This is a genomic window from Rhizobium sp. M10 (genome assembly GCF_002531955.1).
Taxonomy (GTDB): Bacteria; Pseudomonadota; Alphaproteobacteria; order Rhizobiales; family Rhizobiaceae; genus Rhizobium; species Rhizobium etli_C.
The window spans coordinates 164,255-187,716 of the sequence record NZ_NWTA01000001.1 but is presented as its reverse complement, the minus strand read 5'-3'; the positions used below and the strand labels follow the sequence as shown (position 1 = coordinate 187,716).

The window sequence follows — 23,462 nt, the reverse complement described above, 5'->3', positions numbered from 1 at the left end:
TCCTTGGGTGTTTCCTCCCTAGACTTAGCCGCGCTGACCAGCGCGGTTCTTTTTTGGCCATTGCGAAAGACGACGGCCACACGAATATCGCCAAATTGAAAAGAAGATTATTCGGCGGCCAGCGCCCGGTCGCCGGCGAACTTTTCGACGTAATCGGCCATCTGCTGCATGAAGGCCGTCACGGCCTCGGCCACCGCGGCGAAATCTTCGCGCTTCTCCAGCGTCACCTCGTCGACATAGATCGCCCGGTTCACCTCGATCTGCAATGCATGCAGGCCGCGCGAGGGGCGGCCGTAATGTTCGGTGATGAAACCGCCGGCATAGGGCTTGTTGCGGATCGCCGCGAAGCCCATTTCCTCGAGGATGGCGATGGCGGCGCGCGAAAGTTCGGCCGAAGCGCTGGTGCCGTAGCGATCGCCGATGATAAAATCGGGCCGCCCGGTGCAGCCGGCGACGCGCACATTGCCGGGCATCGAATGGCAATCGATCAGCACGCCGAAGCCGAACTGCACATGGGTACGGGCAATCAGCCGGCGCAGCGCCGCATGGTAAGGCTTGTAGACCGCCTCGACCCGATCCAGCCCCTCCTGCACCGGCAGGCGCCGCGCATAGATCTCCATGTTCTCGGCGACGATGCGCGGAATGGTGCCGAGCCCGCCGGCGACCCTCAGCGAGTTGACATTGGCATAGGGCGGCAGCAGCCCGTCGAACATCCTGGGATCGAGCTCGTAGGGCTCGCGGTTGACGTCGAGATAGGCGCGCGGAAAGTTGGCGGCGAGAAGCGGTGCGCCGAGGGTGACGGCCGAACCGAAGAGCTCATCGACATAGTGATCCTCGGAACGCCGGATGGCGATGCCTTCGAGCCTCGACTGGGCGATGAATTCCGGTGGATAAATGCGGCCGCTATGGGGGGAGTTGTAGACGAAGGGAATGGTCTGCGACACGGGCTCATGGACTTCAAAAAGCTCGTATTCGCGGATTTCCGGCACTTTCTGCCCTCTTTACCATGTCATGAACTGACTGCTTCGGCCATGTTGCCAGTTGCCCGCCCTCAAGTCCATACTATGTAGAAGGGATGGCAATCACGCACAGGCAATTCACCGGTTGTTTACCGGGCAAAGACTAGTGTAAACGGCTGGCACCCACCCAAAACCTATTGATCAGCGGTCTGGATTGATGACTCAGAAGATACTTCTCGCCGAAGACGACAACGACATGCGCCGCTTCTTGGTGAAAGCGCTGGAAAAGGCCGGTTACAAGGTCCTTTCCTACGATAATGGCGCCAGCGCCTATGACCGGCTGCGCGAGGAGCCGTTTTCCCTGCTGCTGACCGATATCGTCATGCCCGAGATGGACGGCATCGAACTGGCGCGCCGCGCCACCGAACTCGATCCCGACCTGAAGGTCATGTTCATCACCGGTTTTGCCGCCGTGGCGCTGAACCCTGATTCGAAGGCGCCGAAGGATGCCAAGGTCCTTTCCAAGCCCTTCCACCTGCGCGACCTCGTCGACGAGGTCAACAAAATGCTTGCCGCATAAGGCTTGTCTGGCGGTGCGTCACAAAACTGAAAAAAGCCTATTGACGGCTCCAAAGGTTTTGTGATCTATGCGCCGCCATCGGATGGGCGTGTAGCTCAGCGGGAGAGCACTACGTTGACATCGTAGGGGTCACAGGTTCAATCCCTGTCACGCCCACCATCCAGATTGCTTGACCTAGAAGGCCTTTCGAGAAATCGAGAGGCCTTTTTACATCGCGGCTTGCGGGTGTGATACACCTGCCCCAGTAGGAGTTTCAGACTTGGCCCAGGTCATCAAACGACGCAAAACTCTTGTGGTTTCCAACGACAAGATTTCACTCGCAAAAGGTGTCAGCCTTCCTGAGGGACGCTACCCCGTCACTGCCGAGTACGTCGTCTCCCATATGCGCGGCAGACCGGTCGAGCAGGCCGGCCGGATCATGCTTCACCTGACGCGTCAGAACCTCCTGGACTACGGTGTCGATCTGACCGGCAGCGCGATGTTGGGCAGTGATATCGATGTGAGCGGCAATGTCGCCCGCAAGGAAGCCACCCTGGAGTGAATTCTTGGGGCACAGGTGTCGTCACCGCGTCAAGGCAGCAATTCAGGCCGAGAACACCGCCCAATCACGTCGCAGCAGCATGCAATGCCTGACCTTCCAGCGCACGGCCGGTTCGCCGGCGCAGACAGAGGGTAGGAGATTTTTCGCCCCGGCAGCCGCCGCACACACGGCAAATTGGTAAGAGGGCAGATAACGAAAGCGTCGCGATTCCTCAGTTTCGCTTGCCACACCCCAATCATGCTCATCGCAGTTACCTATGAGCCAACCCCGGATTCGCCAGATCACAGCGATCGCGCGACAGCATATGAGGACACGCTGCCTGTTCGTGATTGGTCTTCGGCGGTAAGGCGGAGATTACCACATCCCGATAAGCCTCCGCCTGGACCAGGCTCGCTTCAGGTGAGCCGTCGACGTTGTCCTTGAACAGGCGCGGATTAGATTTACCCACCAGCCGGTGGTCTCCGGTTACCTCTCTGCTACTCGTCCTGAATTTTGCTTCGGCCATCCGCGGCGGCATTTGTGCAGGTCCTCCAGACGCCCGTTCGCCAGTCCGTCACGCAGCAGCCGCCGGAGAAAAACGCACATCTTCCTGCCCGTCGAGATTTGTCCCTGGAGTCGGCTCAAGATATCCGGGCAAGATATCGCCCTCCGGCGTGAACAGGAAAGCGTTGTCGTCCCTGATATCCCGACCGACATCGACAACCACCGGCATCCCCAGAATGTTCGAGAGGCGAGACAATTTGCTGGTCACGTCCTCCCTTTCGTACAGATAGATGTTCAGCTTCGTAGCAAACGTTTTGCGTTCGAGCAGCCAGCGCTCCGTCACGGAATACTTGTCGAGGAAGTCGACGAACGACCTGGCCGCATCTCCTCCGTCGAACACAGCCGGGCTCGGCACGCCGAACGCGTCGCAAAACGCAGCCTCCAATTCTGCCAAGCCGGGCTTGCCGTCGACATAGACATCCGCCGCAGGGCCTCCGTAAACCAGAGTTACTTTTTGCATTTGCGCCAAAGCTCCATGACGGTGTCGATTGCGTCCTGATCCAAGATGCCCTTTTTCTTCATAGCCTGGGCGAATTTCTGAGCGTTTTCCGGCGAGTTTCCGTTCAACTGCTGGACAAGCTGGTGCTGGGGACGCGAGAGATCAACAATACCCGGCCCGCTTACGGGATGCAGCGACCCGTTGTGCATGCCGTAGCTGCGGCGGTTTCGGCGGAGCCGGTCGCGGCGCGGGCGGGCGCGGTACAGGCGGACGGCGCACTCCACCCTTCAAAAACTGGAGAATGAGTCTGAGAAGACCGCCCATCAGCCGATCCTGCTCCAGATATTCTCCCAATCATCACCGGCGGCCCGCTCGAGTTCCAGCAATAGGTCGTCAATCGCGTCGTCCGGATGATCGACATCAGATAGGCCCATTTCATATGCGCTCGCTCCGAAGCCAACCCTAGCCGCGTTCCCGATGCCTCATAGGACGGGACCCGGTCCATCAACTCGGCATCGGTCAGTTCCGCCGTCGCCGGATCGACATCGCGTAGATAGGCCGTCACCTTGCGGCGGGATGCCTGCATGCGGGCATCCTCGATCATTGCTGAGGCGAATACGCGTCGTGCGATGACAAACATGATTACTGCTATGACCGCTTGTAGGAAGGTCGCCAGCACGTCGAGCAGTTGGCTCAAAACGATGCGGGCAACTACAAAACCGTTGGGTTTGAAATTCGTCATTCCCAATTTCTTGACGAGGTGGGATCGACATGATCACCGAAGACGCGCCTGAATTTGCTCGTTGGTCATCTGCAGCATTCACATTCGCGGTTCTGTTGAAATCTCAAAAGCCTAGCGAGTGAATTGGACTTGCGAAAACGTCCCGCAGAGCCGAAAGCAGGATGAATATAAAAAGTGCAACGATGAAGAGACCCCACGCCATTAGATCATAACGCACAGTTTTTCTTAGGATAGCAAAGTACGAACTTAGAATTCTCTTCATCTCCGCTTACCGCTTACCGTTCATGGTGTCAGACTGCGCACTTCACCGCGGTAGCCCCAAGGGATTTGCCAGCCAGGAATAAGGGGCTCCGGATTTTGTATTTCGTTCGGCCAGATCGTTGGAAGAGGAAGCTCGTTGGGGATCAACTCATTGATTAGGTAGCCTCCAACTGTTGTCTTCGCTCTTGGCCTCCTGCCCTCCTATTTCGGCGATCAAGCGTTTTGCCTCTGCGACATAATCCATCGCAAACTTGTCGGCCAACCAGCTTAGAAACTGGAGTTCGGGATCCGCAAGCCGGATCGCATCTGGATGATCTCTGAGAATATTGCGAAGGGCCGCCACCTGTTGCGCAACAAGCTCGCTTGTCATCGTCACACCTTCTGCACTTCCGGTTACAAAAGCGTGAATGTAAGACGCCACCTGATTATCATGTCTCTGCTGCCAGTTTTCCGCCTAAAGTGTAGACGGGACCAGAAACGAAAATGCCGCCAGCCAACCGGCTACCAAACCCAACCAAGAACTTACCTCGCAGCTCCGTCTGTTGCCACAGCAGATAAAGCTGCATCTCAATGCGAATTTGCTCTCTCGTCTGACCGTTCCATGCCACGCCGAGAACTTGGTCGATTTTTCCGGCGTGAACTCTTGCCCCGGAACCATAGGTATCGAATTGTCCCTCAAGGGCCATGATCCATAAAATTGCGATCATCACGTCGGTCGGGTGACTTGCAAATCCTTTGACGGCGGCTCCCAGGTACTCGCCAACTTGATCCAAGATTGGCGCGGGCAATCCTCGAGCAGCCTCGAAGATAAAATCGTCACCATCGTAGGTCGTGGTGATCCGCGATCCGTTTTCTCGAACAATCATAATGCCCGACATCGTGGATCTCCTAGTTCAGGTCTACTCTCTTGGCTTGGACGGTATACTCTGCCCCTGCCTTCGACCGGATTGTTTCACTTGCCTCAATCTCAAGATAGGTTTTCTCCCCCGGCAGCTTATTAGCCATCCCCGGATTCGCACAGATTGCGGTTATGGCGTGTGCGCGTATGAGGACATGCTTACGCGAGCACGAATTGCATATTGTTTTCGTGGCTCATCCCACCGTTGTTCACGGCAAGATTTGCGACAGACACGTGACAGATTCGTGACAAAATACGTGTTATTTCAGCAACATAGCTGCGCCAGCCTGCTGTCATGAACAACATCCTTATTGCGACGCAACATCCGCTATGTAACGTCCGCGGCGAGGCAGGCACCTGGTCAAAAAGGCGCCGCTTCGCTCACACGGGGTGAAGGTCGTAGGGACTGCCGATGGCAACGGTCTTCATCCTCTCGCATCTGAACTGGAGGTTATTCCATGAACATCAAGAGCCTTCTTCTCGGCTCCGCTGCTGCTCTCGCAGTAGTTTCCGGCGCTCAGGCTGCTGACGCTATCGTTGCTGCCGAGCCGGAACCGGTTGAATATGTTCGCGTCTGCGACGCTTACGGCACCGGCTATTTCTACATCCCGGGCACTGAAACCTGCCTCAAGATCAACGGTTACGTCCGTTTCCAGGTTGACGTTGCTCCGAACGCCAGCTCGATCGGTGCCAGCGGCGGCGGTTCCGTTGCCAACGACTCGGACTGGGATGCTCGTACACGCGGCCAGGTTCAGTTCACGGCCAAGAGCGACACCGAATATGGTCCGCTGACCGGCGTCATCGTCATGCAGTTCAATGCTGACAACGCTTCGGCCCAGCAAGCCAAGCTCGACTCCGCTTACATCGACATCGCCGGCTTCCGCGCCGGTCTGTTCTACAGCTGGTGGGACGACGGCCTCTCGGGCGAAACCGACGATATCGGCTCGCCGGTCACGCTGCATAACTCGCTCCGTTATCAGTACGAAACCGACGCCTTCTACGCCGGCATCAGCGTCGACGAGCTCGAAGACGGCCCGTTCTACAACGGCGAAACGCCCAACAACGTCGGCGTTGCCGTTGGTCTCGGCGGCAAGGCTGGTATCTTCAGCTACCAGATCACGGCCGGTTACGACACCGACAACGAAGAAGGCGCCGTCCGTGCAATGGGTACGGTTGCCGTCGGTCCGGGCACGCTCGGCCTCGCAGTCGTCTACGCATCCAACCCGAATGCCTACTACAACAAGGCTGAATGGGCGATCGCTGCCGAATACGCCATCAAGGCGACTGACAAGCTGAAGATCACCCCGGCTGTTCAGTACTACGACAACTACGGCGTCACCGCTGGCGAGTTCAACGACGACGTCAGCGCCTGGAAGGCCGGCGTAACGATCGACTACCAGATCGTTGACAACCTCTCCACGAAGATCTCGGTCCAGTACCTCGATCCGGACAATGCCGACGACGTCACCTCGGGCTTCTTCCGCCTGCAGCGCGCGTTCTAATAAAAAGGCTGCCGGCTAGTCTAGACCGGCAGCCGCAAATTCCTGATCCGACTGACCTCCGATCGGGAAGGAATGGGTCTGGACTTCCCTGCCTGGACCCATTCCCCCCTGATCAGACAGTGCAATCAAGGCGGCAGGCGCTCGACGAGTGCCTTGCCACCGTCATATCATGCCGGCTTGTTGTCGATACCTGACAGCTACGCCATTGCCGAGCCTTCCGGCCAGCAAGCCCAACGGGCTTTTCACGTATTTGCCGTCGATCGCTGATCCCCCGCAGCCGGTGATAATCTTATGCCGCGGGAATGGCGGAACCAAATTCGGACACAGAACCATGCCATGGCGAATCGAGGATGAGGCAGTGATTCGCCTCGCCAGCACATGGGGTTTGAAATCGAAATGAACTTATCCGCGCTTGCAGCCGCCGCATTTTTGTCCGCCGCCCTTGCCTTGCCGGCCACCGCCGCGCCGGCCTCTCCCGCTGAAACCTTTCCCGGCGCAGCCGGCGTCATTACCCTGTCCGGCAAATGCGCCAAGCTCGTCGTCGCCAAATTCGACGCCACCAAGGGCTGCAAGAACGAGCTTGCCAGCGTTACGCTGGCCAACGGCTCGGTGACGTTCATCTTCACGTCGGATGGCAAGGCGCTCGGCTTCCAGGGCGACGGCGCCGGGATCAAGCCCGCCTCCAATGGCAATGCCCGCCTGCCCCTCAGCCTCGTCACGACAGGCGTCGGCAACAAGATGACCGGTCAGGTCAAGGTCGCCGGCTTCTGCACCTTCGGCAATCCCTACGCCGGCAAGCCGATCGCGATCGAATGCACGGCCGAAAGCAAGGATTCCTCATTCGCCGGCAGCTTCCGCACTGGCGGCAAGCTGGTGAAAAAGGGCAAGTAGCGAAGATCAGGCGCACCAGGCGCCGCCCGCGCCCGGCTTGCGCGCCAGCCCCTCGTTGATCAGCTGCGCTCCGAAAGAACGGCCATCGCGCGAAACGACGCGCGGGGCGCCGGAAGACTCGGTCTTGCCTGCCGCATTCATGGTGAAGGGTCCGGCGTTCAGCAGCCCCAGCAGCCGCGACTTGGCGGCAAAGGCGATCCTGCGCTCGTCATCGCAGCGCGCCCGGTCGACGATCGGACTTGCCATATCGGCGATGACGATCTTCTCGCCCTTGTACCAGAAGACGCCGCCGTCGCCGACGCAGTTGATATGGGCGCCCTGGCCGCAATAACCGAAGGCGGCCGTTCCCGTTTGTGCAGCCCCGGGAGAAACCGCGGTCGGAACCGCCTTGACCGGCTGGATGGCCGGTGTCGGGATGGCGGCCGGCGGCAACGATTGCGGCGTGACCGGTGCCGTTTTCGGCGTCGGCGCGGCAAGCGCCACCTGCTTCGGCGGAACATCCCTCCTGGCAACAGGCCTCGGCTCCGCCGTTTCCCGCGTGGCCGGCGCCGATTGGCGGGCAAGCAGCGGCTGGATGCTCTTCCAATGATCGTGAGCAAGAATGCCGCCGATCGCGGCAATGCCGATCACCGCCCAGGGCAGCAATCCGCCGCCGCCGCTGCGCGCCCTGCTCTTTCCTCTCGCCGGCGCCTTGCGGCGGCCGCGTGTCGCTGTCTTGGCCATCTGTCCGATTCCCGTGAGGCCGCAATTATCGCCGGCCAATCCTTTCCGAAAGGTTGGCGCGGCGACAGGATGATGCTTGTGCAGCTGATCTTTTCCTGAAACGGCATCGACGCCCCGAGCACATTTCGGCTGCAACTCCGCGCGGGGCGCCGCTCGGGGCGAGCATCGATAGACAGCAAAACGCCCGGCATCATGCCGGGCGCCGGTCTTGCTACAATGGCCCGCCACTCATTCGGAGCGTGCGGCCGAAGGATCGTTTTTCCCAACCGATGCTGAGCCTTGAATGGACGAAGCAAGCGGCGTTTGACGTTTGCCGATATCGATGCGCTCATCCGCCGCCTCGCGTATCGCCTGCCATTCATTTTCATGCCGGATGGCGATATCGCGGGGCACAAAGTTGATCGTCATATGTTTGTCATCCTGTTTCGAAAAATCTGCTGCCAGGCGCCGAAGAAGCCCTTGGAATAGGCGCTATTTCTTGGTCTCCGCGTGGCCCTTGAGGTCGGGACCGCCTTTGGAAAGATCTGCGCCGGTCACATGCGCCGGCACGTGGATGTCATGAATGACGCCAGGCGTCAGCGTCAGATCGACATGATGCGGCGGCAACACCTGCGCCTTCTGCATGCGGTTCGGCTTCGCCCGCTTCATGCGGTCGGATGCCTCCGTGCGTTTGTCGGGAACATGGGTCGAAGTGTGCATCATCGGCCTCCTTTTCAGCTCAACCAGGGTCTAACGAGCGGGCGTCGGGATGGTTCCCAAAAAAACTGACAATCTCCCGGCAATGACCGGCTTGACTGAGCCGGGAAGTTGATTACCTAGAGCCTGTCCGCAGCCTTCCAGACATCGGCTGCGGACAATGTTTGGTGCCGGGCCCCTCTGGCGAGAGTTTTTACGGCGCTCTCGTGATGTCGGTACCGCCTGCAGCTTAGCCGGCGGATTTTTCATCGATGAAAAAACTCACCATGCCTTGCCAGCATGCCCGTTATGGCATGCCGCGTTTTTCGCTCTCCAGCCTCTCCAAAAAGATTTGCGGCTGTGAGGTGCGGCCATGAATCAACCTGCAACCCATGAATCCTCGCTCGGCTATTTCCGCTGGGCTTTCATCGTCACTGCTCTCGGCCTTATTCTCGGCGCCGTGCTCGGCTGGCAGACAACCGGCACCATCGGCGGCATGGCGACCGTCTTCTTCATCTGCACCGTGCTTGCGGTACTCGAGATCTCGCTCTCCTTCGACAATGCCATCGTCAATGCCAACAAGCTGAAGGAGATGACGCCGCTCTGGCAGCAACGCTTCCTCACCTGGGGCATCATCATTGCCGTCTTCGGCATGCGCATCGTCTTTCCGCTGGCGATCGTCGCGATCGCGGCACGGATCGGTCCCTGGGACGCGCTGGTGCTGGCTGCCCGCGAGCCCGCAGAATATGCCCGCATCATGAACGATGCGCATCTGCCGATCGCAGCCTTCGGCGGCACCTTCCTGATGATGGTCGGCCTCAGCTATTTCTTCGACCACGAGAAGAAAATCCATTGGCTTCGCGGCCTGGAAAAAGTGATGGCGCGCTCAGCGACCATCAGGGGCATCGAGATCGCCTTCGTGCTGGCGCTGATGCTTGTGTTCTCCTGGCTGATCGGCGGCGAGGAAGCCAGCGTCTTCGTCCATTGCGCCATCTACGGCCTGCTGACCTTCCTGGCGGTCGAGGTCGTCGGTGAGCTGCTCGATGCCTCGCAGCAGACGATGAGCGCTGCCGCCAAGGGCGGTCTCGGCGCTTTCATCTATCTGGAGGTGCTGGATGCCAGCTTCTCCTTCGACGGCGTCATCGGCGCCTTCGCCCTGACGCAGAACCTCTTCGTCATCGCGATCGGCCTCGGCATCGGCGCCATGTATGTGCGCTCGATGACGATCATGCTGGTGGAGAAGGGAACGCTTGCCGAATACCGCTATCTCGAGCATGGCGCCTTCTATGCCATCCTGATCCTCTCGGTGATCATGTATGCGCAGACCCTGGTGCACATCCCCGAGGTGATCACCGGCCTCGGCGGCGCGGCCCTGATCGGCCTGTCGCTCTGGTCATCCATCCGCCACAACAGGCGCGCGCGGGTGGAAGATCACGCCCCCCGGCAGGAAGAACTTCACGCCTGACGATAGAGCATGCCGCGCAAAAGCGTGCACGGTTTTGCGATGACGACATGCGTGAAAACAAAGGCTTGAAGCGCGACGCGCTTCAAGAAGCCGCAGCGCCTGGCGTTGCGGCCCGTTGAACAAAATAAAGCCCGCGACCATTCGGTTGCGGGCTGTTTCATTCATGCATGCCTTGAAGGTCTTAGCGGGTGACCTGACCGAAGGAGGCCGGGTCGATGCCGAGTTCCCTCAGGTCGCGGGCGCGCGGCCGGCGGCCGGCTTCGACAGCGGCGCTGACCGCGTTTGCGGCGCCGAGCACGGCAAATGCACGGCCAAGGAAACCAGTGCGGATGGAACTGCGGATAGCGGACATTGTGTTTTGCTCTCGTTCTATGATTGACCACCTGCAAATGGGGCCGCCCGTCCTCCAGGACAATGCACGTAAACTCATCTCAGCCATGCAAAAAGAAGAGGCCGGCGCATGTCTCCATGGCCGGCCTTGAGGCAGGGGTAAGTTTGTCTTTTTAGTCTTCGTTTGCCGCCAGCTGCGCAAGCACCTGTCCCCGGCCGCGCAGCCGCAGGATCAGCGGGATGAGGAAGGCGGCCGCTGCAACAATGAGAAGGCCTGCCGCGATCGGTGACATCACAAGCGTCGTGACGTCGCCCTGGCTGATCGCCAGTGCCCGGCGCAGCTGCTGTTCGGCAAGCGGCCCGAGGATCAGGCCGACGACCGTCGGCGCAATCGGATAGCCGAAGAGCCGCATCACGTAGCCGAGCAGGCCGAAAGCCAGCAGCATGCCGAGTTCGAACACCGACGGATTGGCGCCGATCGTCCCGAGCGTCGCAAACAGCAGGATGCCCGCATAAAGCCACGGCTTCGGAATGGTCAGCAGCCGCACCCAGAGCCCGATCAGCGGCAGGTTCAAGACCAGGAGCATGGCATTGGCGATGAGCAGGCTGGCGATCAGGCCCCAGACGAGCTGCGGGTTGGTGGCGAACAGCAGCGGTCCGGGCTGCAGCCCGTATTGCTGGAAGCCGGCCAGCATGATCGCCGCCGTCGCCGTCGTCGGCAGGCCGAGCGTCAGCAGCGGCACCAGCGTGCCGGCCGCAGATGCGTTGTTCGCCGCCTCCGGGCCGGCCACGCCTTCAATCGCGCCATGACCGAACTCCTCGGGGTTCTTCGCCAGCCGTTTTTCGGTCGCATAGGAGAGGAAGGTGCCGATTTCGGCGCCGCCCGCCGGCATGGCGCCGATCGGAAAGCCGATCAGCGTGCCGCGCAGCCAGGCTTTCCACGAGCGCGCCCAGTCCTGCGCGTTCATCCAGAGCGAGCCCTTGACGGCTTCGACCTTATCCTCCGCCCGGTTGCGCTGCGCGGCGATATAAAGCGTCTCGCCGATCGCGAACATCGCCACCGCGAGCGTCGTCACCTCGATGCCGTCAAGCAGGTCGGGTATGCCGAAGGAAAGCCGCGCCTGCCCTGTCTGCTGGTCGATGCCGACCATGGCAAGGGCAAAGCCGATGAACAGCGAGGTCAGTCCCCGCAGCGCCGAATCGCCGAAAGCCGAGGAGACAGTGACGAAGGCGAGCACCATCAGCGCGAAATATTCGCGCGGCCCGAAGACCAGCGCCAGCTTGACGATATAGGGCGCGATGAAGGCGAGCCCGAGTGTCGCGAGCAACCCGGCGACGAAGGAGCCGATCGCCGCTGTCGCCAGCGCCGGCCCGCCGCGCCCGGCGCGCGCCATCTTGTTACCCTCGAGCGCGGTGACGATCGAGGCGCTTTCTCCTGGTGTGTTCAAGAGGATCGAGGTGGTCGAACCGCCATACATGCCGCCGTAATAGATGCCTGCAAACATGATCAGCGAACCGCCGGGGTCGAGCTTGTAGGTGGCGGGCAGCAGCAGCGCCACGGTGAGGGCGGGTCCGATGCCGGGCAGCACGCCGACGGCAGTGCCGAGCGTCACGCCGACCAGCGCATAAACCAGGTTCATCGGCTGCATCGCAACCAGGATCCCCTGCCATAGGAATTCGAATGTGCTCATCTTGATATCCCAAGCGCGTTCCCGGCCGTGCGTTACGCGATCCGGCGCTGCGCAAAAATCAAAAGTGCCGACAGCGCGCGCGCCGTCAGAAGAACAGGCGTTCGAGCGGGCCGGCCGGCAGCGTCAGCTGCAGCAGCTGCGAGAAGATCGCCCAGACGACGAAGCTGAAGACGATGCCGAACGGCAGCGAGATCCAGAGCTTCCGTTTGCCGAAGCCGCGTGCCGTGAATGCAAACAGCAGACCGGTGGCGATCGAGAAGCCGGCAAGGCGCAGAAGCAGCATCTGTCCGACAAGACCGGCAATGATCCAGATAACGGGCGCCACTTCCTGCCGATCGCGTTCCGGAAACTCGCCGCGCCAGGCTTCGGCGACGGTCCAGATCCCAAGACAGAAGAGGCCGAAGGCCACCACTTGGGGCATCGTTGCCGGGCCGATGCGGTCATACTGCGCGATTGTTTTCAGATGCGATGCATCCCAGAACATCACGCCGGCGACAACAAAGAGGAAAGCGGCAATGATGAACGCCGCCCAATCAGGGCGGCGCGTGGTTGCCGAGGAGTTATCCCCGCTCATTGAACAAGTCCGATCTCTTTGAGAATGCCTTCAGTGGCAGCGACATCCTTTTCAAGCTGCGCCTTGAAGGCGTCGCCGGACAGATAGGTGTCGGCCCAGCCCTTGGTCTTCAGAATTTCCTGCCAGGTGGCGGAGCCGTGCAGTTTCTCGAAATCGGAGGTGATGGCGGCGACCTGCTCTGCCGACAGGCCGGGGGCAGCGGCGACCATGCGCCAGTTCTGGATGCTGACGTCGGTGCCGGCTTCCTTCAGCGTCGGCGCATCGACGCCGTCGATACGCTTGTCGCTCGATACGGCAAGAAGACGCAGCGTGCCCGCTTTCACTTGCGATTCGAACTCGCTGTAGCTCGATACGCCGGCCGTAACCTGACTGCCGAGAATGGCGGCAAGCGCCTCGCCGCCGCCGGAAAAGGCGACATAGTTGATCTTGGTCGGGTCGACGCCGGCGGCCTTGGCGATCAGACCGACGGTGATGTGGTCGGTGCCGCCGGCCGAACCGCCGCCCCAGGAAACAGCGCCCGGATCCTTCTTCAGCGCCGCGACCAGATCGGCCATGGTCTTGATATCGGACGAGGCGGGAACAACGACGGCCTCATATTCGCCGGTCAGGCGGGCGATCGGCGTGACGTCCTTAAGCGTCACCGGCGACTTGTTGGTCAGGATGGCGCCGACCATGACATAGCCGCCGACGATCAGCGAGTTGGGGTTGCCGGCAGCCTGGCTGCTGAACTGCGCCAGCCCGATGGTGCCGCCGGCGCCGGGGACGTTCTGGACCTGGACGTTGCCGGAGATCTTCTCCTGCTGCAGCGCGGTCTGCAGCGAACGGGCCGTCTGGTCCCAGCCGCCGCCGGGCGCGGCCGGCGCGATGATGGTATAGTCGGCCGCATAGGCCGGCAGCGCGATGGCGGCTGCGAGAATGGTTGCGATGAACGTATGCTTCACGATTTGTCCTCCGTCGGCGGCTGAGCGCACCGCCTGTTATTCTCCAGGGAATCGGGAGGGGTAGCCGGCCGGCGGACACAGTTGTCCAAATGACGAGCGGAATGCCTCCCAAGGCTTCAGTTCTCCGCCTCCACGGAGAAGAAGTAGCCAAAGCCACCACAACAAGCTGTCATCTAGCTGACATCGGCAAGATATCCAGGAGGAAAGGACACTTTTTTGCCGTAATTGCCCGCGCGGCGGATCCGCCGTGTTGCTTTCAGCGGCTCACCGCTCCCGGCATCACATCCGTCGGGATCGGGCAGATGTAAGGCTTTCCACCGGTCTTCTCCATCCATTCGGCCTTCGCCGCCTTCATCAGCTCCGGTGATTTCACCAGGGAAAGACCGGTCAGGGCGAGAGCCTTGGCTGCATGCGCCATGGCCTTATGCGCAGCCGGCGCCTTTCCTTGCGCAACGACCTGCCATGTATGCGGGTTGGTGCCGATGGCCCAGGCAGGAGCCCAGCATTGGGCCGTGGGGGTCACCCAGCTCACATCGCCGACATCGGTCGAGCCTGCCCGAAAGTGCGAATGGCCCTCGAAATGCCGCAGCCCGAGATGGAGCGGCATCGCGCCATCGATCTTGGCAGCGGAGAAGACGTCGTGCCCGATCTGATACAGCCTGATGCTGCTGGCGATGGCTTCGTCGGTAAACGTCTTCTGGATGCGACGCGCAAAGGCGATATCGGCTTCGTCGAAGGCGACGGGGCCGAGCGCCATCATGTTTTCATGCATCGCCGTTTCCAGCGTAATATTCGGGAGAAGGTTCGTGGAAGCCGTATCGAAGACGATCTCCACGTCGGTCTCCGTCATCATCGCGGCGCCACGCGCGACTTTTTCCACGCGGGCTGCGAGATTGAGAGCCTGTGGCATGTCCGGCGCCCTGATGAGGTAGAGCACCTCGGCCTGCGCCTGCACGACATTGGCAGCCCGTCCGCCGGCATCGGTGATGGCATAATGCACGCGGCAGTCCTGTGGCATATGTTCGCGCAGGAAATTGACGCCGACATTCATAAGCTCCACGGCATCGAGTGCGGATCGGCCGAGATGCGCAGCATTGGAAGCGTGGGCCGCAACGCCCTTGAACCGGTAATAATATTCCAGCACCGCGAGATTGTTTGTGGAGCGGACGCCGTTGAACGGTGCGGGATGCCAGGTGAGAGCCGTGTCCACATCGTCGAACGCCCCCGCACGCACCATGAAGGTCTTGCCCGAGCCGCCCTCTTCGCCGGGGCAGCCATAGTATCGCACAGTCCCGGAAATGCCGTTATCCTTCAAATGGTTGGCGAGCGCGACGGCGGCCATCAACGACCCGACCCCCAGAAGATTGTGGCCGCAGCCATGTCCGGTCGCGCCTGCCGCAAGCGAACGCTGCTCAGCGATGCCCGCAATCTGGCTCATGCCCGCGAGTGCGTCGAATTCGCCGAGAAATGCAATGACCGGCTTGCCCGCGCCAGCTTCTGCGATGAAGGCGGTCTCCATGTCGGCAACGCCGCGACGGACGGAAAAGCCCTCGTCCTCAAGGGCCTTTGCCAGCAGACCGGAAGAACTCTTCTCCTCGAATTTCAGTTCGGCAAGATCCCAAATCCTGTCGCTCAGCACCGCGCAGGCCGGCCGCATACGCTCGATCGACGAAACGATCGCATCCACTGCTTCCTTGCTCATCCCTGATCCTTGCTTCTCCCGGCGGCCAGAAGGCCCCAGGCATGACATATCGGTCCGGCAGGCGAGCCTGCCGGTCCTGTCGTGTTGCCAATCCGAAGTGCAGCGGCGTCTGCGCCTCGGCGCCGCGAGATTCTTCAGTCGACCGAGACTTCCCAGAGGCGGGCGTTCGACTGCCAGACCGGCTGCCCCTTCAACGTCTTCGTCGCACCCCACACGTCGACCATGTCGTAGAGGAAAATGCCCGGCGCCTCCTTCAGCATCAGCTCATGGAACGCGTCGAATATCTTCTGCCGCTTGGCCGGATCGGCTTCGACATAAGCCGCTTTCATCAGTTCCACGGCCTTGGGATCGTCCCACATCAGTGAAGCATTCTTGTCTTTGTTGCCGACATAAAAACTGTACATCAGCGCAGGGTCGAGCCGCGGGGCGACCGATTGCGAAATCACCTGATAGTTGCCGGACCGGCGGCGGTCGACTTGCGTTGCGTAATCGAGAACTTCGATCTGCACATTCAATCCGGCCTGCTGCATCATCGCCTGCGCCATAACCGCGGCGGGAAAGCTTGGAACATTGCCGCGCTTGTTGGCGATGATGGTGATCGGCTCGCCCTTGTAGCCGGCATCGGCCAATTCCTTCTTCGCCGCCTCGATGTCGTAGGGCAGCCTCTGCTTCTGGGTATCGTCAAAATAAACGGAATCCTGCGACACCATCGAGCCGTTCGCCTCGCCGGTTCCATTTGAGGCAGCGGTGACAAGCTCGCCAAGGTCGAGCGACATTGCCATAGCCCGCCGCACGCCGGGCTTGCTCAGCACCTTGTCGCGCGTCTGGATGTAGAACAGGTTCTTGCCGTTGTTGCGGGCGACGATCAGCTGCAGCTTATCGCTCGCCTTGATTTCCGGAATAAGGTCAGGCGATATCTCGGCGGTATCGAGGGCGCCGGACTCCAGTCCTGCCTTGACGGTGGATGCATCGGGAATGACCATGAACTTGATGCCATCGGCCAAAGGTCGTTTCGAGCCGACCATCCCGTCCGGCTTGCCGTCATTTTCGGGAGAGACGTAGTCGGTGAACTTGGCGAGGCGGATGTACTCGCCTTTTTTCCATTCGTTCCACATGAACGGACCGGTCCCGACCGGTTTGACGAAACTACCATCCGCTGCGAGGGAATCGGGGGAAATGATGGCGGTGTAACCGCATTCCGGACGCGACATCAGACCCAGAAAGACGGCCGAGGGCTTTTCGAGCGTGATCTGGACGGTCGATCCATCAAGCGCCTTCACACCGGTCACGGGGGCGGCACCGCCGGGCGCAAAATCGGAAAGGCACGTCCATTTCGTCTCGGGCTTGAGATAACGGTTCCAGTTCCACACGACGTCGTCGGCGGTCAGCGGCTTGCCATTGTGGAATTTCACGTCGCCGCGAAGGCGGAATGTATAGCTAAGGCCATCGCTGGAAGCGTCGACGCTCTTGGCGAGCAGCGGCTTGACCTCGCCGCTATTGTTATAGCCGACCAGGCCCTCGACGATGTGCAGGATAACACCGTCGGTATTGCCGTCGCGATTGACCCCGGGATTGCTGCTGCGCAGATCCGAACTCTGAGCCACGACGATGTCGCGCGCATGCCCGAAACCTGCCATGCCAAGCAGCATCGTGCCGGCGAGAAGAATTTTCTTCATTGTTCTACCCTCTTTGTTTTGTCGATGGATCAAGGTTGAAAATTGTCCCAGCAGGCCCGTGAGAGCCGGCCGATGGTTTCGAGCGCGATCGTGTAGCCCGGCGTGCCGTCCGCCATGGCCTGAGGCACGTCATCGGTGAATACGGCAATGGCATAGAAGGGCTCTTCGCCCAGATAAACGATGCCGGCATTCATGCGGCCGCGCTTGCCCGTGCCGCCCTTGTGCGCAACCACGGTGGCGAACGGCAATCTCGACGGGATCGCATAACGCAAGATCTGGTTCTTCAGGGTTTGAAGCGCGTAGCGGCAGAGCGCCTGCGAGCAGCGCAATCTCTCCGCCGCTTCCTCCGAAGTCTGTGCATCGAGGATCGCCTGCAGGAGAAAAATCTGGTCGCGTGCCGTGGTCGTGGTGACCGACCGCAGCGAATGATCAGGTGATAAGGCCAGCGGTGGAATTAAAAAACGATGATGCGTGGCGTCCATGCCGATCGACTTGCAATAGCCGTCCACCTCCTCGAGCGTCAGCCGCTCGAAGACCATCTTGGTGCAGACATTGTCGCTCAACACCATCATCCCGGTGATCGCATCGCGCAGCGAAATGACAATGCCCGGCGTCAGGTAGCGAAACATGCCGCTTGCCACTTCCTCGGCAAAGCGAGCCTCGTAGGTGATCGGCTCGTCGAGATCGAGCCGGCCTTCATGAACGGCCTTGAGCGCCGCCATCATGATCGATGTCTTCCGGGTACTGGCCGAAGGGGTTTCTTCGTCAGCGCCGCGCTCTATCGTTTCACCGGTGCGCAGGTTGCGCACCATGAACCGGGTGACGAATGGCTGCGCTTCGCAGATTGCATGAAGTTGTTCGGCCGTATCGGCCGCTGTCGTCACGATAGCCACGTTAATTCTCCAAACGCCATTTGAGTGTCACACCACCGCTTGCATTGTGGTCGAGCGCGGGTATGGCCGAGAGGAGACGACGCGTGTAGGGCTCCCTCGGATTGTCGAAGATCGTGCCGCAGTCGCCTTGCTCGACGATGCGGCCCTCCTGCATCACCACCACCCGGTCAGCCACCTGTTCGACCACGCCAAGATCGTGGCTGATGAAAAGGCAGGAGAAGCCGTAGCGTTTCTGCAGATCCGAGAAGAGGTCGAGCACCTGCGCACGGACAGTAACGTCGAGCGCCGACACCGGCTCGTCGGCGATCAGGAATTTCGGCCGGCGCGCAACAGCCCGGGCAATGGCGACGCGCTGCCGCTGGCCGCCTGACAATTCGTGCGGATAGCGGCTGGCATAGTCCTTCCCGAGGCCGACTTCCTCGAGCGTTTCGAAAGCCCGTCGCCGCTTGGCCTCGCCGCTCAGGTTCGGCACCAGACGCAGCGCCTCCTCGACAAGCGCGAGAATGGTCATGCGCGGATCGAGCGAGGAGTAGGGGTCTTGGAACACCATCTGGCAATCCAGCCGGTAGTTCTTCCAATCCTCGTTGCGGGACCGGCCCTGGAACTCGATCGTCCCGCCGCTTTCCCTGACAAGGCCGGCGATGGTGCGGCCGAGCGTCGTCTTTCCCGAACCGGAACCACCGACGAGGGCGACCACCTCGCCTTCATAGACATCGATGCTGACCCCATGCAGAGCCCGCTTCCCCCGCGCCTTTTTGAGGAACGACCGGCGACCGGGATAATCGACGACGATGTTCTGCGCCGACACCATCGGTGTCTTGGTCTTATCGATGGCGCGCGGTTCACCGCGATAGGGGAGCGAGGAGAGGAGCTTGCATGTGTAGGGATGCTGTGGCGCCGCGAGAAGCTTGTCGGCTCTCCCCTGCTCGACAATTGCGCCCTTCTCCATGACGATGATACGGCTGGTGTACCGGGCAACCATCGGCAGATCGTGGCTGATCAGCAGGACGGCCGTGCCTTCCGCGGTCGTCAGATCGACCATCAGCTCCATCACGTCGCGCTGAATGACGGCATCCAGCGCCGTGGTCGGCTCGTCGGCGATCAGCAATGCCGGCTTCAGCAGCATGACGGAGGCCAGCATGATGCGCTGGCGCATGCCGCCGGAAAACTCATGCGGGTAGGAAGTGAGGGCGCCTTCAGGGTTGAGAATACCGACGCGCTTCAGCATGTCGAGGATGCGCGCACGCCGCTCCTGCGGCGCCAGCTTCGTGTGCAGGACAAGCCCCTCCTCCAGCTGACGGCCGATGGTCATGGATGGATTGAGGGATGTCATCGGTTCCTGGAACACGACGCCGATCTCCCGGCCCCGCATCGCCCGAAGATCACTGTTGCTCATCGAAAGCACGTCGCGGCCCTTGTAGCGCACGGTTCCGCCGGTCACGCGAACCGCCGCCGGCAGCAGCGATATCAGCGCCCGGGTCGCCAGCGTCTTGCCTGAGCCGCTCTCGCCGACAATGCCGACAATCTCGCCTGGCGCTATGTCGAAGCCGACGTCCTTGACGACCTGCAGGCCGGTGCCTGCAACCTCAAGCGAGAGACCGCAAACGTTCAAAAGCGTGTCGCCGGTCATTTCAGCCCCCTCATACGCGGATCCAGCTTGTCACGAAGGGCGTCGCCCAGAAGATTGATGCCGAGCAACGTCAGCGCGATGCAGAGGCCGGGAAAAAGGCCGAGCCACACGGCCTGCTGGATGAACGGACGGCCGGCGGCAAGCATGTTGCCCCAGGTCGGCGCCGGCGGAGGCACACCTAGACCCAGGAAGCTCAGGGCGCTTTCCGAGAGGATGGCCCAACCGAACATCGACGTGGCAAGCACGGTGATCGGGGCAAGGCAATTGGGCAGGATGTGACGAACCATCGTGAAAAGCTCGCTGTTGCCCATTATTCTCGACGCTTCGATGAATTCCCGCTCCCGCAACGACAGAACCGCGCCGCGCACGACGCGCGCCATGGACGGGGTGTAGGCAATGCCGAGTGCGAAGATGATGCCGTACTGATTGGCGCCGAATACGGCCAGCAGCCCGAGCGCCAGCAGAATGCCGGGGAATGCCAGCAGCGCATTGTTGATCGCCATGATGACGCCGTCGGCCCAGCCGCGGACATAACCGCTGACAACACCGATCAATGTGCCGAAGACGGTCGCGAAACCGACGGTCAGCGTGCCGATCCACACGCTGGCCCGAGCGCCGACCATCAAGCGGCTGAGAACATCGCGTCCGAACTCGTCGGTCCCGAGCAGATGAGCGCCGCCGGGGGCAGCAAGCCTTACGGCAAAACCAAGTTTCATCGGGTCATATGGGGTCCAGAAAAGACCGACCGCGGCGGTGATCACCAGGATGGCAATCAGAATGCTGCCGATGAGGCCGTTGAAAGTGAACTTTTTCATTCGGCAACCACCCGCGGATCGAAGAAGGGATAGAGGAGATCGACCACCAGATTGACCAGAACATAGGATAGCGCCACGAACAGCAGGCAGCCCTGGATCACCGGGTAATCCCGGGCAAAGATGCTATCGACCATCAAACGGCCGAGGCCCGGAATGGTGAAGACGGTTTCGATCACCGCGATTCCCCCGAGCAGGTTGCCGAGGATCAGGCCGATAACCGTCCATGTCGGGCCAAAAGCATTCTTGAAGGCATGGCGCCAGAGGACCGCGCTTTCCGAAAGGCCCTTGGCGCGCGCATGCGTGATGTAGTCGAGACGCAGGACTTCCAGCGTCGAAGCACGCGCCATGCGGATCAGAACGCCCATTTCGTGGATGACCAGCGTCATGATCGGCAGGACGAGATACAGGATCCCGCTGGCGATATTGTCGCCGACCGAGACATAACCGAGAACCGGCAACCAGCCGAGCTTCAGGCCGAAAAGCAGCAGCAGCAGGAGGCCGAGCCAAAAAGTCGGAATGGAAAGCAGCACCGTCGCCGTGCCCACCAGGGCCAGGTCCGTCAGGCTGTTCTGTCGCCAGGCCGCGATCACGCCGGCGGGCACTGCGATGACGCTCGCCAGCAACACGGCAATGACGACAATTTCGGCGCTGACCAAGAAGCGGGATGCGACGAGCGGCAGCACCGCCTCGCCGTTGACGATGGAGCGCCCGAAATCACCCTGCAGAACGTTCCCTGCCCAGATGACGAATTGCTGGATCATCGATTTGTCGAGCCCGAGCTCGATGCGCATCGCCGCCACTTGGTCAGGCTGCGCCATGTCGCCGAGCATCAAAGCGGCGGGATCGCCGGGGATAAGCCGGATGAGTGCGAAAACGGTGACGGCCACGAGGGCGATCGTCGGCAATGCCATCAACAGGCGGTTAAGAATGAAGCGTATCATGTGTTCCCCACGATTGGCGGCAGAGCCGTGGCCGCCATCGGTTTCGTTAAGGGAGACTATGACGGAATGAAAAAATCTCCGCAATATTATGCGTATTCGTCATATGTTTATGCAGAATGATAGGATGCAGGAAACGCTGCCATTCTGTTGTTATGGAGAAGTAAGCTACTGATTCAAATATCTTTTTGTGAAAGCTGGATCTGCCGTTTCAATGCATCGCTCAGAGATTGCGCTGCAATCGACAAGGGAACCCCTGCAGCACGTGCAAGCCCGAACTGCTGACGTGCATGCGGAATGAACGGACGATGCACGACGGGAAGATGGCGATAGAGATTTGCATAGAAGCTGCTGATGATCGTGACACCGAGGCCGTGGGCGACATAGGAACAAGCGGAGCTGTTCGTATGGGTTTCGATCTTGACGATCTGCTTCACGCCCGCCTGTTTGAAGCTCTGATCGAGCGCCATGCGATTGGGCCTTTGACGGCCGATGAGGATCAGCGGTACGTCGCGCAGGTCCTTGGCCGAGATCTCCGCCAGTTCTGCCAGCCGGTGATCCCTCGGGATGACGCAGACGCTTTCCCCGCTCGCCACCTGCTCGACTTCGATGCCGGGACCGATTTCCCCTTCCATACGCAGGAAGCCGATATCGAGCACACGCTCCTCGACCAGCTTATTGATGGCAATGGTGGTGTCGAAAAACGTCTCGATGCGGACGCTGGGGAAATCCCGCACGTAATCCACCAGCATGGCCGGCGCGAAGTTCTCCCACATGCTGCTTGGCAGACCGATCCGCACGATTTCCGGCCCTGCGGCGCCGCTTCTCAGATCTTGGGCGTGCCCGGACATCCGATCCACGGCCAAGAGAATATTCTCTGCATCCCGGGCGAGGATGCCCGCCTCCGGCGTCGGGATCAGCCGCCCCTTGTCGCGTACAAAAAGGGTGATGGACAAGTCCGCCTCGAGCTGCTGCAGGAGCCGGCTCACCCCCGACTGGCTGAGGCCCATGGCCTTGGCCGTCGCAATGGTCGATCCGGTGGACATCAGCGTCCGCAAGACCTCGAGCTGTCTGATGTTCATCGTGAAGCGTCCTCTGCACCGGCGGCCCAGCGCCAGTCGGCAATGCTTTGCAGAAAAAGGCCCGCGGATTTGGCCAAGGGATATTTCTCGCCGCTGACGAGGCAATAGGTCACCGGCAGTTCCGGCGCCAATGGCACAAAACGCAGCGGCAGGGCAGCGTATTCGCGCGCGATGATGTCGCCCACCAGCGCGATCCCCAAACCATTCGCAGCCAGCGCACATGCACTGGCCACCGAATGTGCCTCGAGCAGCGGGCGCTGGCGTAGGCCGCCCTGGTAGAAAAGCGCCTCCAATTCGTGACGAACAGGCCGCTCCCGGTTGAGGACGATGAGGTCCTGCCCCTTGAGGTTCGATATCGTCAGAGCGCTCTGTTTTGCCAATGGATGATCGGCATGAAGAGCGCAGACGATGCGGGAGAAAAGCTGTTTCTCCTGCCGCAGTCCGGGCGTCGCCAGCGGCAGGCGAGCGAAACCGATATCGGCCTCTCCGTCCGCCACCATCCTCTCGATCGCCAGATAGCTGCCGGAAGCGAGCTCCACGCGCACCGGACCATGGGCGCCGAAGAAGGCCTTGATCATGCGGGGAAGCACGGTGGATGACAGGCTGGCCGGGAAGGCAAGGCGCAGCAGCATGTCGCGTGAACGACCGCTTTCCAATTCCACCGCCGCCGTTTTCAGCTCCCGCAACCGATCCGAAATAGCGCGGATATCCGGCCCGAGCTGCCGGCCTTCGCGGGTCGGAGACAGCCGGTTCTTGTCACGTTCGAACAGACGGACGCCGAGATAGTCTTCAAGCTGCTGCAGCAGTCGGCTGGCATTGGATTGTGAAATGCCGAGCTCCAGCGCGGCGGCGATCGTCGATCCCGTTGCCGCGATCGCGTCATAGGCCTCGATATGTTTGAGGCTGATCCCTGCGCTGACTGCCCTGACCATGTGATGACTTTCCTCGGTAGCCTTATTCGAGAACTGCAT

Annotated in this window: 25 protein-coding genes and 1 tRNA gene; 6 read left to right on the top strand and 20 right to left on the bottom strand. The window is 60.7% G+C overall.

Annotated features, from left to right (window positions below; all coding sequences use genetic code 11):
- Window positions 1–107: 107 nt before the first annotated feature.
- The gene (locus CO671_RS00870; protein ID WP_010033008.1) at window positions 108–989 is read right to left on the bottom strand and encodes an N-formylglutamate amidohydrolase; all 882 of its coding nucleotides are present in this window, start codon (window positions 987–989) and stop codon (window positions 108–110) included.
- Between the two features lie 187 nt (window positions 990–1,176).
- Here CO671_RS00870 and cpdR1 point away from each other — a divergent pair, with 187 nt between their 5' ends.
- The 3 genes from cpdR1 to CO671_RS00855 all read left to right on the top strand — a co-directional run bounded on the left by cpdR1 (window position 1,177) and on the right by CO671_RS00855 (window position 2,080).
- Window positions 1,177–1,539, top strand: coding sequence for a response regulator CpdR1 (cpdR1, locus tag CO671_RS00865; protein ID WP_003542883.1), 363 nt, complete (start codon window positions 1,177–1,179; stop codon window positions 1,537–1,539).
- Between the two features lie 84 nt (window positions 1,540–1,623).
- Window positions 1,624–1,698: transfer RNA gene (locus CO671_RS00860), tRNA-Val, on the top strand.
- Window positions 1,699–1,798: 100 nt separating this feature from the next.
- Window positions 1,799–2,080: a hypothetical protein gene (locus CO671_RS00855; protein WP_245293745.1), complete on the top strand. Its 282-nt coding sequence runs from the start codon at window positions 1,799–1,801 to the stop codon at window positions 2,078–2,080.
- A gap of 553 nt (window positions 2,081–2,633) precedes the next feature.
- On the opposite strand, the gene CO671_RS00845 is transcribed toward CO671_RS00855, so the two are convergent.
- The 4 genes from CO671_RS00845 to CO671_RS00825 form a co-directional block, all read right to left on the bottom strand.
- Window positions 2,634–3,083, bottom strand: a complete 450-nt coding sequence (locus tag CO671_RS00845) for a hypothetical protein (protein WP_097603946.1) — start codon at window positions 3,081–3,083, stop codon at window positions 2,634–2,636.
- A gap of 160 nt (window positions 3,084–3,243) precedes the next feature.
- A complete protein-coding gene (locus CO671_RS00835) occupies window positions 3,244–3,804 on the bottom strand; it encodes a hypothetical protein (RefSeq protein WP_097603944.1) in 561 nt (186 codons plus the stop codon).
- 409 nt (window positions 3,805–4,213) lie between these two features.
- Window positions 4,214–4,435, bottom strand: coding sequence for a hypothetical protein (locus tag CO671_RS00830; RefSeq protein ID WP_097603943.1), 222 nt, complete (start codon window positions 4,433–4,435; stop codon window positions 4,214–4,216).
- Between the two features lie 58 nt (window positions 4,436–4,493).
- A complete protein-coding gene (locus CO671_RS00825; RefSeq protein ID WP_097603942.1) occupies window positions 4,494–4,943 on the bottom strand; it encodes a hypothetical protein in 450 nt (149 codons plus the stop codon).
- Window positions 4,944–5,421: 478 nt separating this feature from the next.
- On the opposite strand from CO671_RS00825, the gene CO671_RS00820 reads away from it, so the two are divergent.
- Both CO671_RS00820 and CO671_RS00815 read left to right on the top strand, forming a co-directional pair.
- Window positions 5,422–6,465 carry a porin gene (locus CO671_RS00820; protein ID WP_097603941.1) on the top strand — a complete coding sequence of 348 codons (1,044 nt, stop codon included), beginning with the start codon at window positions 5,422–5,424 and terminating at the stop codon, window positions 6,463–6,465.
- Window positions 6,466–6,861: 396 nt separating this feature from the next.
- Window positions 6,862–7,356, top strand: coding sequence for a hypothetical protein (locus tag CO671_RS00815; protein ID WP_097580506.1), 495 nt, complete (start codon window positions 6,862–6,864; stop codon window positions 7,354–7,356).
- 6 nt (window positions 7,357–7,362) lie between these two features.
- Here CO671_RS00815 and CO671_RS00810 read toward each other — a convergent pair whose 3' ends face one another.
- From CO671_RS00810 to CO671_RS00800, 3 genes are all read right to left on the bottom strand, one after another.
- Window positions 7,363–8,079, bottom strand: coding sequence for a hypothetical protein (locus CO671_RS00810; RefSeq protein WP_097604077.1), 717 nt, complete (start codon window positions 8,077–8,079; stop codon window positions 7,363–7,365).
- Between the two features lie 228 nt (window positions 8,080–8,307).
- Window positions 8,308–8,487 (bottom strand): hypothetical protein, encoded by a 180-nt coding sequence (locus CO671_RS00805; RefSeq protein WP_010032152.1) that lies wholly within the window; start codon window positions 8,485–8,487, stop codon window positions 8,308–8,310.
- Window positions 8,488–8,550: 63 nt separating this feature from the next.
- Window positions 8,551–8,781, bottom strand: a complete 231-nt coding sequence (locus CO671_RS00800) for a hypothetical protein (RefSeq protein ID WP_010032149.1) — start codon at window positions 8,779–8,781, stop codon at window positions 8,551–8,553.
- Window positions 8,782–9,127: 346 nt separating this feature from the next.
- On the opposite strand from CO671_RS00800, the gene CO671_RS00795 reads away from it, so the two are divergent.
- The gene (locus CO671_RS00795; RefSeq protein ID WP_097603940.1) at window positions 9,128–10,219 is read left to right on the top strand and encodes a DUF475 domain-containing protein; all 1,092 of its coding nucleotides are present in this window, start codon (window positions 9,128–9,130) and stop codon (window positions 10,217–10,219) included.
- Between the two features lie 181 nt (window positions 10,220–10,400).
- On the opposite strand, the gene CO671_RS33620 is transcribed toward CO671_RS00795, so the two are convergent.
- The 12 genes from CO671_RS33620 to CO671_RS00735 form a co-directional block, all read right to left on the bottom strand.
- Window positions 10,401–10,571, bottom strand: a complete 171-nt coding sequence (locus tag CO671_RS33620) for a hypothetical protein (RefSeq protein WP_097603939.1) — start codon at window positions 10,569–10,571, stop codon at window positions 10,401–10,403.
- Window positions 10,572–10,722: 151 nt separating this feature from the next.
- Window positions 10,723–12,240: a tripartite tricarboxylate transporter permease gene (locus CO671_RS00785; protein ID WP_097603938.1), complete on the bottom strand. Its 1,518-nt coding sequence runs from the start codon at window positions 12,238–12,240 to the stop codon at window positions 10,723–10,725.
- An 85-nt stretch (window positions 12,241–12,325) separates the two neighbouring features.
- Entirely contained in the window at window positions 12,326–12,814 is a 489-nt protein-coding gene (locus tag CO671_RS00780) for a tripartite tricarboxylate transporter TctB family protein (protein ID WP_010029796.1), read from the bottom strand.
- Entirely contained in the window at window positions 12,811–13,755 is a 945-nt protein-coding gene (locus CO671_RS00775) for a tripartite tricarboxylate transporter substrate binding protein (RefSeq protein ID WP_097603937.1), read from the bottom strand. Before CO671_RS00775 ends, CO671_RS00780 begins: the two co-directional genes overlap by 4 nt.
- A 256-nt stretch (window positions 13,756–14,011) precedes the next feature.
- Window positions 14,012–15,457 carry a M20 family metallopeptidase gene (locus CO671_RS00770; RefSeq protein ID WP_097603936.1) on the bottom strand — a complete coding sequence of 482 codons (1,446 nt, stop codon included), beginning with the start codon at window positions 15,455–15,457 and terminating at the stop codon, window positions 14,012–14,014.
- Window positions 15,458–15,591: 134 nt separating this feature from the next.
- Window positions 15,592–17,133 carry an ABC transporter substrate-binding protein gene (locus tag CO671_RS00765; protein WP_097603935.1) on the bottom strand — a complete coding sequence of 514 codons (1,542 nt, stop codon included), beginning with the start codon at window positions 17,131–17,133 and terminating at the stop codon, window positions 15,592–15,594.
- A 29-nt stretch (window positions 17,134–17,162) separates the two neighbouring features.
- On the bottom strand, window positions 17,163–17,945 hold the full coding sequence (locus tag CO671_RS00760; protein WP_097604076.1) for a serine hydrolase: 783 nt from the start codon (window positions 17,943–17,945) through the stop codon (window positions 17,163–17,165).
- An 82-nt stretch (window positions 17,946–18,027) separates the two neighbouring features.
- Complete coding sequence (locus CO671_RS00755; protein ID WP_097603934.1) at window positions 18,028–19,656, bottom strand: ABC transporter ATP-binding protein; 1,629 nt, start codon at window positions 19,654–19,656, stop codon at window positions 18,028–18,030.
- Window positions 19,653–20,471 carry an ABC transporter permease gene (locus tag CO671_RS00750; protein WP_097603933.1) on the bottom strand — a complete coding sequence of 273 codons (819 nt, stop codon included), beginning with the start codon at window positions 20,469–20,471 and terminating at the stop codon, window positions 19,653–19,655. Before CO671_RS00750 ends, CO671_RS00755 begins: the two co-directional genes overlap by 4 nt.
- Window positions 20,468–21,412 (bottom strand): ABC transporter permease, encoded by a 945-nt coding sequence (locus CO671_RS00745; RefSeq protein ID WP_064683224.1) that lies wholly within the window; start codon window positions 21,410–21,412, stop codon window positions 20,468–20,470. Before CO671_RS00745 ends, CO671_RS00750 begins: the two co-directional genes overlap by 4 nt.
- Before the next feature lie 173 nt (window positions 21,413–21,585).
- Window positions 21,586–22,491, bottom strand: coding sequence for a LysR family transcriptional regulator (locus tag CO671_RS00740; protein ID WP_097603932.1), 906 nt, complete (start codon window positions 22,489–22,491; stop codon window positions 21,586–21,588).
- Window positions 22,488–23,462, bottom strand: a complete 975-nt coding sequence (locus CO671_RS00735) for a LysR family transcriptional regulator (RefSeq protein WP_348627712.1) — start codon at window positions 23,460–23,462, stop codon at window positions 22,488–22,490. The genes CO671_RS00740 and CO671_RS00735 overlap by 4 nt, the downstream gene beginning before the upstream one ends.